Origin of the sequence: Fastidiosipila sp., assembly GCA_012511175.1 — a bacterium.
Lineage (GTDB): Bacteria > Bacillota > Clostridia > Saccharofermentanales > DTU023 > UBA4923.
In genome coordinates, this window is sequence record JAAZGO010000008.1 from 1 (window position 1) to 10,835 (window position 10,835).

The 10,835-nt window shown below is 56.8% G+C and carries 11 protein-coding genes; 2 read left to right on the forward strand and 9 right to left on the reverse strand.

Features of this window, described 5'->3' with window-relative positions:
* Positions 1-155: 155 nt before the first annotated feature.
* On the reverse strand, positions 156-821 hold the full coding sequence (locus GX839_01535) for an L-fuculose-phosphate aldolase (protein ID NLB04150.1): 666 nt from the start codon (positions 819-821) through the stop codon (positions 156-158).
* Between the two features lie 136 nt (positions 822-957).
* Between GX839_01535 and GX839_01540 the strand changes: the two genes are divergently transcribed.
* Together GX839_01540 and mltG are read left to right on the forward strand one after the other, a co-directional pair.
* The gene (locus GX839_01540) at positions 958-1,455 is read left to right on the forward strand and encodes a hypothetical protein (protein NLB04151.1); all 498 of its coding nucleotides are present in this window, start codon (positions 958-960) and stop codon (positions 1,453-1,455) included.
* Between the two features lie 58 nt (positions 1,456-1,513).
* A complete protein-coding gene (mltG, locus tag GX839_01545; protein NLB04152.1) occupies positions 1,514-2,647 on the forward strand; it encodes an endolytic transglycosylase MltG in 1,134 nt (377 codons plus the stop codon).
* Positions 2,648-2,650: 3 nt separating this feature from the next.
* Here mltG and GX839_01550 read toward each other — a convergent pair whose 3' ends face one another.
* From GX839_01550 to pta, 8 genes are all read right to left on the reverse strand, one after another.
* Positions 2,651-3,721 carry a hypothetical protein gene (locus tag GX839_01550; GenBank protein NLB04153.1) on the reverse strand — a complete coding sequence of 357 codons (1,071 nt, stop codon included), beginning with the start codon at positions 3,719-3,721 and terminating at the stop codon, positions 2,651-2,653.
* A 23-nt stretch (positions 3,722-3,744) separates the two neighbouring features.
* Positions 3,745-5,094: a ribosome biogenesis GTPase Der gene (locus tag GX839_01555; GenBank protein ID NLB04154.1), complete on the reverse strand. Its 1,350-nt coding sequence runs from the start codon at positions 5,092-5,094 to the stop codon at positions 3,745-3,747.
* Positions 5,095-5,179: 85 nt separating this feature from the next.
* A complete protein-coding gene (gene rpmF, locus GX839_01560) occupies positions 5,180-5,368 on the reverse strand; it encodes a 50S ribosomal protein L32 (GenBank protein ID NLB04155.1) in 189 nt (62 codons plus the stop codon).
* Positions 5,369-5,476: 108 nt separating this feature from the next.
* On the reverse strand, positions 5,477-5,983 hold the full coding sequence (locus GX839_01565; protein NLB04156.1) for a DUF1934 domain-containing protein: 507 nt from the start codon (positions 5,981-5,983) through the stop codon (positions 5,477-5,479).
* Positions 5,983-6,831: a glutamate racemase gene (locus GX839_01570; protein NLB04157.1), complete on the reverse strand. Its 849-nt coding sequence runs from the start codon at positions 6,829-6,831 to the stop codon at positions 5,983-5,985. The genes GX839_01565 and GX839_01570 overlap by 1 nt, the downstream gene beginning before the upstream one ends.
* Positions 6,832-6,842: 11 nt before the next feature.
* Positions 6,843-8,282 carry a proline--tRNA ligase gene (locus tag GX839_01575; GenBank protein ID NLB04158.1) on the reverse strand — a complete coding sequence of 480 codons (1,440 nt, stop codon included), beginning with the start codon at positions 8,280-8,282 and terminating at the stop codon, positions 6,843-6,845.
* 12 nt (positions 8,283-8,294) lie between these two features.
* Positions 8,295-9,497: an acetate kinase gene (locus GX839_01580; GenBank protein NLB04159.1), complete on the reverse strand. Its 1,203-nt coding sequence runs from the start codon at positions 9,495-9,497 to the stop codon at positions 8,295-8,297.
* A 30-nt stretch (positions 9,498-9,527) separates the two neighbouring features.
* Positions 9,528-10,544 (reverse strand): phosphate acetyltransferase, encoded by a 1,017-nt coding sequence (pta, locus tag GX839_01585; GenBank protein NLB04160.1) that lies wholly within the window; start codon positions 10,542-10,544, stop codon positions 9,528-9,530.
* Positions 10,545-10,835 lie beyond the last annotated feature (291 nt).

Sequence of the window (10,835 nt, forward strand, 5' to 3'; positions counted from 1 at the left end):
CAATAGCCGGGCGCCATTTCCCTCATGGAAAAACTCCCAAACCTGCGCATTAGGCGAGTTTGGGAGATAGTGGATGCCGTAAATGGATTGGGTGATTCAGCTCAAACTGTAAAAGTCAGGTTATAACAGAGATTGGCCGGGGCAAAAGGGCTCCCCTAAATCGACTCATGTTCCTCCATCCGCTTGCCGTAGTCTTTAAAACGCTCGATCATCAGGTTCATCTCATCTTCATCGAGAATGACCGGTTCTCCGGCTGCCCTGGCACGGCAATAAAGCTCACAGCAAAACTCAATTTCCTCGGTTACATTGAAGGCCTGGTTCAAATCACCGCCCCCAGCCAACAAACCATGATTGGCCAGAAGGCAGGCATTTCGGCCCTTCATGGCCTCAAAGGCGTTTTTCGCCAGCCTGACCGTCCCGTAGGTGGCATATTCAGCGCAACGGACATTGACGCCGGCGTAGGCGACCAGGTAGTGGAGGGGGGGCAGGTCGTGCCGCAGGCAGGCCACGGTCGCCGCGTAGGTCGTGTGGGTGTGAATCAGTGCCTTGATGTCAGTCCGGTATTTGTAAATGATCCGGTGCATATCGCATTCACTGGAGGGGATGGCTTCACCCTCCACGATTCGTCCCGTTTCGACCTCAATCACAACAACCTGATTTTCCAAAATCTCCTCATAGGGGATGCCGCTGGGCGAAATGGCCATGAGATTGCTTGTGGGATCCCAGACGCTCAGGTTGCCGCCCGTCCCCCGGGTCAGCCCCGTCCGTATCAGTCTTTTGCCGTAATCAATCAGTTGCCGGCGCTCTTCCTGCATCAACATATTCCATCCTCCGGCCTCATATTTGGAATCCTGCAACACTCCGAGTCTACCACGCGCCAAGGCAATCCATGACAAGTGGCGGCGATTTCCCCGGACGATAAGCCGATTTTCATGGACCATGCTTGGAGAACAGACCATGGATAGAACATTTTCTTGTCTTTGCAACCTGGTTGCCTTTCTCGTCGCTGCTGCCATGTCCTGGCGGGATATACGGACGCGGCTGGTAGCCGACCATGAACTCGCCTGGTTCGCCTTTTTTGCCGTGCTGCCCCGCCTTCTGGCTCCGCCTCCCCTTTATTCGGTTCCGCTTCCTCTCTGGCTGTGGCAAAGCGTAGAACTGATCCGGACATCAGGGGGTGGGGGTCTGCTCCTCATCTTGAAGCTCCCCGCACGCCTTGTAACAGGCCGGAACCTTCTGGGCATGGGTGACGTTCTCTTCACCCTTGCAGCCGGCTTCATGCTGCCTGCGGGCGCTTCCGTGCACATGGTCTGCCTGGCTTTTCTTCTGGCCCTCCCTTTCTCCCTGGCAAAGATCCTGGGCCGAAAGAAAAAGGATCCGCTGCCCTTCATCCCCTTTTTGACGGCCTCCGCTTTCATCATCCGTTTGCTGCCGACGTCCGCGCGCTTCTTTTGAACTTGCCCTTATCGTGCTAAAATGGATCAGTCCGGAAAAGGACAAAGGAACCATTCGGATGCCACGAAGAATACTTAAACCCCTGATCATTCTGATCGTCATCGTCTTGCTGATCGGGGCCGCCTTCATCGGGTACGGCCTCGGCTATCGCTATGTCCGGGAACAGGACAAACGGCTGGGTTATCTCAAGGACCGTTTTGATGCCCGCGGTTTTGCCCCCTTCAACAAGGATACGCCGGACGCCATTGAGATCTACATCGAGCAGCAGGCCAGCACGCGGGACATCGCAGAAATGCTGAAAGAAAGAGGTTTCATCGGAAACACCTTCGCCTTTGAATTCCTGTCCAAGTTCAACGGATTCGACGGCCAGTATAAATACGGCACCCACTACCTTTTGCCCGGCATGAGCTATGACGAGATCATGGTGGTCCTGACCAACCGGCCCCAGCCGGTCACCATCTCCTTCCCCGAGGGCATGACCTACCAGCAGATGAAAGAGAAAATGCTGGCCGCCGGCATGCGCTTCAACCCTGATTTGCTGGACGCCATGGTGCGCCAGCCGGGGCTTTTTGCCGACTATTCCTTCGTACCGCTCATCGAGGGTTCGCCCGGCCGCGACTGGTTGCTGCAGGGCTACCTGTGGCCCGACACCTACCAGTTCGACATCAACGCGACCGAACAGCAGATCCTGCGCATGTTCCTCAACAATACCGAGCGGGTGCTGGAAGAAGGCGGCTATTATGAACGGGCTGAGAAAATCGGAATGAGCCTGGACCGTGTCATCACCCTGGCTTCCATCGTTCAGCAGGAGGGGCCCATCAATGAGATGCCCATGATCGCCAAGGTCTTCCTGAACCGCCTCAACACCGACATGGCCATTCAGTCGGATGCCACCATCAACTACCTGCTGCTGGAAGACGGCCGAGATCCCTACATGTGGATAAAAGGCGAGGATGTCGACCGCTATCGGGAAAACGCCTACAATACCTATACGCACCAGGGTTTGCCACCCGGGCCCATCAATTCACCGGGAACCGTCGCCATTGAGGCCGTCCTCTGGCCGGCCACGGAGCGCACCTGGAAAGGAGCCAACTCCTACCTTTATTTCTGCGCTACCGGTGAAGGAACCAGCGATTTTTCCAAAACCCTGGCAGAGCATGAAGCCAAGGTCGCCCGCTACAGTTCCAAGTAAACATCAAGCGAGAAAATAAAGACAGAGCGCCAGACCCCCCAGGCAAAGCAAACCGATGATCCGATTGGCCAGCCGGAAGGGCCTCGTTTCGCTTTTTTTCCCCACTGCCCCACCCGCCTTTTCGCGCCTGGCCGGCATGCCCGTCAGCGCCAGGGGAGCCAGCAGAAGCACCAGCAGGGCAGAAATCATGGTCACCAAAAAGATGCGGATGCTCAAGGGATCGATCAGAGGCATTTTGAAAATGGCCTCGTTGAGCAGGCCAAACAGAGACCGGCCAAGCAGCATGGCAACCGCGAAGCCGGCCGACAGAAGTGAGGAGGCGAAAAGGGAACGGCTGGCGAGTCGCGCCCAGGAGGTCAGGAGAGAAAAAATAATCAGGACGGCCAGGCCGGGAGGATCGAGCGATACGGCAGCTGCCAGGAGCGCGGGCACAATACTCCGATAAAGGCGCCTGTCCCCGGCCATGTAAAAGGGTTGGATGATGCCCCTGTAGAGGAGTTGGTGCGAGCTTGCCGGCAGGATGGCCGCCGCCAGAAAAGTTAGAAATCCAAAAAGAGGAGCCTGATCCATGTAGAGCTTGCCTGCCCGCCAGATCAATGGAATCGCCAGCCACTTTTCCCATGACGGAGCCAGGGAAAGAGCCAGCTCGACTGAACACCAGACCAGCCAGCCGGCAAAAAAGCCGGCAGCCGGCGCGGCCAGAATGACGGGAATCGGCGGCCTGGTTCCGGCAAGCAAACGTAAGGACGGTTTGTAGATGGCCATCATGATGGATGCTGTGACCAGGGGAAGCAGACCGTATAGGAGCAGGGCGCGGAGCGAGAATGCCTCCATACCCGCAAGATAGCTTGAAGCCTCTGAAAGATGGCCGGTTCGGTCGAGGGCGAAAAAAGCACAGACCAGCAGGGTTGACACCAGCATGGCGACTGCGGCCATGGGCGATGTCCGCCTCAGCTCGGCCTCTTCCTGGATTTCGATTTTTCTACGCGTATCGACAAGCGAGAGCCGGGGCGGTGAATCGGAATGCCGTCCCGCCAGCTTGCCGGCGCCGTGTCCCCTCCCGTCTTTATCCATGCCAACAGTCTAGCACGCGGCTGTCAGTCGGGGGTGATCCGGGACGCCGACGCGTCACGGGCAGCCCGCCCCTTCCAGATGAAGCGGAGAGGTGTGCCGAAAAAGTCGAAATTCTCCCGGAGACGGTTCTCCAGATAGCGCTCATAAGAAAAATGGAGCAGCCTTTTGTCGTTGACGAAAAAGATGAAGGCAGGCGGCGAGACCGACCCCTGAGTGACGTAGTAAATCCGGAGGTGACGCCCTTTTTGCTGAGGCGTTGGATGGAGGACGATGGCCTCGGCGATCACCTCATTCAGAACACTGGTCGGCACACGGCGCCTTGATGATTCGCAGACACGGACGATCAGGGGCCATAGCTTGTCCAGGTTAAAACCCGTTTTGACCGAAACGAAAAGGATCGGCGCATAAGGCATGAATTCGAAACGCCGCCTGATTTTTTCCTCGTACTCAGCCATGCTTGTTTCTTTCCTGTCAACCAGATCCCACTTGTTGACAAGAATAATGGATGCTTTGCCGTCATTGTGGGCCAGGCCTGCCACTTTGGTATCCTGTTCAGCCGGCCCTTCGGCTGCATCGATCATGATGACCGACACGTCGGCCCCCTCAACGCTGCGCCGTGAACGGAGCGCTGATACATACTCGATCTGACCGTCGATCCGGGCCTTGCGACGCAGGCCGGCAGTGTCGTGGATCAAAAAGCGGCCGAAATCGTTTTCGACGAAGCTGCCTATGGCATCTCGCGTTGTCCCCGGGATATCCGAAACGATGCTGCGTTCCTGGCCGATCATCCAATTGGCAAGCGAGGATTTGCCCACGTTGGGCCGGCCCGTGATGGCAACGGCGATGTAGTCACCGCCCTCCTCCTCTGGCACGTCCTTTTCCATGGAGGCGGTCACTGCGTCAAGAAGCTCTGACAGGCCCAGTTTATGGCTGGCTGAAATGGCCAGGGTATCAGTGAAGCCCAGTTCGTAGAACTGGTAAAACTCCAGGGGTTCACTGCCGGGCCGGTCGGCCTTGTTGACGGCGACAACAATGGGCTTGCCGCTCTTGCGCAGCATGGCGGCGATTTTGAACTCGATGTCGGAGAGACCCGAATGAAGGTCGGTCAAAAAGCAGATGACGTCTGCCATCCCGATAGCGACCTCCACCTGGTTAAAAACCAGCCGCTGCATGTCATCGGCGGCAAACTCAATCCCGCCCGTATCGATGACAGTGAAAGTCAGGCCGTTCCATTCACATTCAGCCATGACCCGGTCACGCGTGACGCCCGGCTCAGGGCCCACAATGGCCGTCCGTTTACCGATCAGGGCATTGAACAGGGTTGACTTGCCGACGTTGGGCCGGCCAACGATGGCCAAAACCGGTACTGCCAACTTATTTTCCCTCCTCTTTGGAACCAACAAAAAGCAACGTGCCCCGGGCGCGCTGCTCCTCATTGTTCATCTGTGAATGTTTCCCCTATTTTTTTCCGTCGTCGACAGAAATGACTTCACGTCCATCGTAATAGCCACACACCTTGCAGACGCGGTGCGGCGCTTTGAGCGAATGACACTGCGGGCAGCGCACAAGATTAACCGGATTGATCTTCCAGTTGGCACGATGTGTGCGTGATCGCTTCTTGGACCACTTGCGTTTAGGTACAGCCATCGGTACACCTCCCCTGGCATTGTTTGTTGGTAAGGGCACCCCGGTCGGCGCCCCAAGTATTATACCGAACGACCGGCTGCTGTCAAATGACAGCGAAAAAGATACCGGTCAGTTTGAATGTCCGTTCTGCACCGGCCCTGTGCCGTTTGGCGTGTTATGATTCTGCCTCTGCGCCGTAACTTCCAGCTGGAGCCGGGTACTGACCGTATGGCGGTTCTCAAAGCCAAGCGAATAGCCCAGTTCAATCTCGCCGCCTTCCTCGTTGATGCTGCCCTTGGCCTCATGGGTCAGGACTGAAAAACGGACCGGCCCATAAGGGGTGGATTTGGCCTCCACCCGCTGGTCGCCCTTGATGAACTCCAGCTCCATCTCCACGCTGCCGGTACGTCTCAGGACGACACGCCCGTTGGGGAAAAGGCTGACCCGGGTCCGGGTCCCCCGCATCCCGGTGGCATCGCTTTCATCGTAGGAGACGGACCAGGTGTCATTTTTCTTTTCATAGGCAAGATGGCCGACTGTGGTCAGCCGGATAGGCCCGGAGCTCTCCCCGTCCGTCCAATGATTGCTCTCAAGGTGGATGATGGCATCCCTGTATAAGTCAGAAGGTGTGAACACTATTCCTCCCTGCCTTCGCACGCGTCCAAGTCAACATGATGAACGAGATCCACCGCTCTGTCAAGAATCCTGCCTGCATGGCGGCTGAACGCTTCCACGGAGTCACTTACATAATACTCCGTCAGGGCATCCTTTGTCTTTAACGACCGCATGCCTGACTTATCCAGGATCTTCCCGGCGGCGCGGACCACGGCTGGCGCGCTTTCGATCAAGAGGGTTCCGGCAGGCAAGGATTTGGCGATGGCTCCTTTCAGAAGCGGATAGTGGGTACAGCCCAGGATGACGGCTTCGGGCTGAAAAACGCTCATCTCTTCCAGGTAGTGGCGAGCAATCTGATCGGCCAGGTCTCCTTCCCAGATGCCTTCTTCCACCAGGGGAACGAAAAGCGGGCAGGCTTTTTGCATGATGCGGGGGACAGGAATCCCTTTTGACGACGAAAGCGCCCGGATCTTGTCGGAGTAAATGCCGCTTTCGACGGTTGTTGAGGTCGCCAGGATACCAATCCGGCCCCCCCCACCGACAGCGTCCAGTGCCGCCTCCGCACCCAGCTCCACTACTTCCAGGACAGGGACAGGGGCTGCCAGCTGCCTTACCGTGGCACCGGCTGCTGCGCTTGCCGTATTACAGGCCACCACGATCAGTTTGACCTGCCTTGAAAGCAGGTAGCGGGTGATCTGCCCCGCATAGTGCCTGATTGTTTCAGCTGATTTGGAACCGTAGGGTGAGCGGGCCAGATCTCCGACGTAGATCAGATGCTCACCGGGAAATGAGCGCTGGAGTTCTTTCAGAACCGTCAAACCGCCGATCCCGGAGTCGAAGACTCCGATCGGCAGACTTGCCTCTCGCATGGTCGATTCCCTCAATAGGCCTTGCCCCAGAAAACCAGATGCCTGGCATCTTTGCCGCAGACCACACATTTGGCACCGGCCGCCACCGCCTCATCCGCCATGCAGCGGGAAGTGGCGGTCGTCACCTCTTTGACTTTGGCTTCGCAATCTTCACTGCCGCACCAGGCTGCGCGGATGAAACCCGGCCTTGTCTCCATGGTTTGAACAAAATCCTGCCAGCTGTCGACGTCGTAAATCCGGGCGTCCATGCTCTTTTTGGCCTTCTGAAAAATGCGGTCATGGAGCGCCTCAAGAAGCAGCGGCAGGGTTTTGACTGCCTGCCCCAGCGGTATTTCAGTTTTTTCGCGGTTGTCTCTGGAAACCGCCACACACTGTCTCTTTTCCAGGTCGCGGGGTCCAATCTCCAGCCTGACCGGCACACCCTTCATCTCATGCTCGGCGAATTTCCAGCCCGGCGTGCGGTCACTGTCGTCCAGCAAGACTCGCAGACCTGCCGCTTTCAGGCGGTCAGTCAGCTCCTTTGCCCCTTCAAGGACGCCTGTCTTATGCGGCGCAACCGGAATCACCACCGCCTGGTAAGGCGCCACGGCAGGCGGCAGGATCAGCCCATCATCGTCTCCGTGAACCATGATGATCCCGCCGATGGACCGCGAGGAAATCCCCCAGGAAGTCTGGTGGACGAAGCGGAGGGTGTTGTCCTTATCAGTGAATTGGATATTGAAGGCTTTGGCAAAGCCATCGCCCAGGTAATGGGTGGTTCCCGCCTGCAGGGCCTTGCCGTCGTGCATCATGGCCTCCACCGCATAGGTCCGGACTGCGCCGGCAAACTTTTCCGACTCTGACTTGAGGCCGCGGAGAACCGGAATGGCCAGGGCGTTCTCGTAAAATTCGGCGTAAACCCCCAGCATATCCAGCGTCTCATCCATGGCTTCTTCAGCCGTCGCGTGCGCCGTGTGGCCCTCCTGCCAGAAAAATTCACGGGTGCGCAAAAAGGGCCGGGTTGTCTTTTCCCAGCGGACAACGGAGACCCACTGGTTATAGAGCTTGGGCAGGTCACGCCAGCTTTCGATAACCTCTGCGTAATGATCACAGAAAAGCGTTTCCGAGGTTGGCCGGATGCAAAGGCGCTCGGTCAGTGCCTCATCTCCCCCGTGGGTCACCCAGGCTACCTCGGGGGCAAAACCCTCAACGTGGTCCTTTTCTTTCTGCAGCATGCTCTCAGGGATGAGGAGCGGCATCATGATATTCTGGTGGCCGGTCTCCTTGAAACGGCGGTCGAGCTCCCTGGTAATCAATTCCCAGATGCCATAGCCATAAGGGCGCAGAATAATGAATCCCCGCACCGAAGAATAAGAGCAAAGTTCAGCCCGCAGGCAGATATCCGTGTACCAGCGGGAAAAATCCTCATCCCGGGGGGTGATGGCTTGAACCATTTTTTCGTCTTTACTCAAGATTCCAGTCTCCTAATCCTGTGTTTTTCGAAGGACTTCTGCCGTCTGGATGGCGATGGAGAGTTCTTCATTGGTCGGAATAACAAAGACCTCAATGGCAGACTCTTCCGTTGAAAGAACGACTTCCTTCCTGCGGATCAGATTGCGCTCCTCATCAATCGCCATGCCGCTGAAGCGGAAGCCATCGCAAATGCTTTTGCGGATCATTCCGTCATTCTCCCCGACACCTGCTGTAAAGACAAGGGTGTCAAGCCCCCCCAGCGCGGCCATATAGGATCCGATGATCTTGATGGCCTGGTAACAGAACATCTTGATGGCCAGCCCTGCCCGCTCATTGCCCTGGGCCGCAGCATCCTGCACATCGCGGAAATCCATGCTGACACCGGAGATGCCCAGCATGCCGCTCTTCTTATTCAAGACGTCATCGACCTCGTCCGGCGTGCAGTTGCCCAACTTGGCCATGAAAGGCGGGATGGCAGGGTCAATGCTGCCGCAGCGCGTTCCCATCATAATTCCCTCCAGGGGGGTCAGGCCCATGGAGGTATCAAGGCAGCGGCCGCCCCTGATGGCGGCAAAGGATGAACCATTGCCCAGATGACAGGTAATCAGGCGGAAACTTGCCGGATCGTGCCTGGTGATTTCGGCAGCGCGCCGGGCCACAAATTCGTGGGAGGTCCCGTGAAAGCCATAGCGGCGCATATCAAATTTCTCAAAATATTCGTAGGGGATGCCATACATATATGCTTCAGGCGGCATGGTTTGGTGAAAAGCCGTGTCAAATACCGCCACTTGCGGCACGCCCGGCATGGCTTTTTCCAGCACTTCGATCCCCGTCAGATTGGCCTGGTTATGGAGCGGGCACCAGCCTGAAGACTTCCGGATGGCTTTTTTGGCCTCTTCGGTCACCAGGGCCGGCTGGGAAAAATGAGGCCCTCCATGGACAACACGATGGCCCACCGCTGCGATTTCATCAAGTGATGAAATGACGCCGCATTCGCTGTCGACAAGCGTTTCCAGGAGGATGTGGACCGCATCCTTGTGGGTATCCATTTTCCTTGGCTGGTGGATGCTGCAGCCCCCATTTTCGTATTCAAAAAATGGCTCTTCAATGCCGATGCGCTCACAGATACCCTTGGCCAGCATTTGCTTCTTTTCGCTGTCGATGAGTTGAAATTTCAGCGACGAGCTTCCCGAATTGATAACGAGAATTAACATGATCGTCTCCCTTGCAAACCTTCCCCTGTATTAGGATGCCGCGTCTTTCTCGCATCCTGCTTCGATGGCCTGAACTGCTGTCAGGGCAATAACACCGACAATGTCGTCCGCCGTACAACCGCGTGACAGATCATTGACCGGACAGGCAACTCCTTGGAGCATGGGCCCGTAGGCCGCAGCCTTGCCCAAGCGCTGAACCAGCTTGTAGGCAATATTCCCTGCATTCAAATCAGGGAATATCAGGCAGTTGGCCATGCCCGCGACCGGACTTCCCCTGGTCTTCAGCGCCGCCACTTCCGGCACCAGCGCCGCGTCCGCTTGAAGTTCCCCGTCGATCAGAAGATCCGGCGCCCTTTCACGCGCCAGGCGTGTTGCCTCGATGATCTTGTCAGGCATTTCACCCTTTGCGCTTCCCTTGCTCGAATAGGAAAGCATGGCAACCCGGGGTTCCCGCCCTGTCAGCTGGCGCCAGGATTCCGCTGATGCCAGGGCAATTTCAGCGAGTTCCTCCGCAGTCGGATTGACATTCAAGGCACAGTCAGACATGAGGAACATGCCCTGATTCCCCAGAACACAGTCGGGAACCACCATCAGCATGTAGGCGGAAACCAGTTTGGTTCCCGGCCTTGTCTTCAGAATCTGAAGGGCAGGACGCAGGGTATCGGCCGTGGTGTTGACCGCGCCCGCGACCAGACCGTCGGCCAGACCCATTTTGAGCAGCATGATCCCGAAAGTGGTCGGATCAAGCAGGGCATCCCGGGCCTGTTCCGCAGTCATGCCCTTATGCTTTCTCAACTGGTGGAGCTTGCCGGCCATTTCCTCAAATCGGTCATGGGCTGACGGCTCAAGAAATTGGATTCCGTCAAAATGAATATCGGGAAAATCGTTTCGGACCTTTTTCCAGTTCCCGATCATGATAATCCCTGCGATTCGCTCTGCTGCCACCGCCGCTGCTGCTTCCACTACGCGCCGGTCGCCGCTTTCGGGCAAGACAATGGTCTTTTTCGCGCTTCGCGCCTCACTCATAATGTATTCGAGAAATTCCACGCCAATCCCCCGCATCCTGCAGCCTGACACAAGCCCCGGCTAGCTGCCTGATCTTCTTTCCCATGCCAAAGGCCAGAGGAAATTATAGCACAGTGTCAGCGCAGGGCGCCAAGGACCGCCGTGTTGTCTTCTGCCGTCAGCTTGAAGGTCCTCGACGTTTCTGCGGCCTGACTTTTACAGTTTGAGCTGAATCACCCAATCCATTTACGGCATCCACTATCTCCCAAACTCGCCTAATGCGCAGGTTTGGGAGTTTTTCCATGAGGGAAATGGCGCCCGGCTATTGTGTTA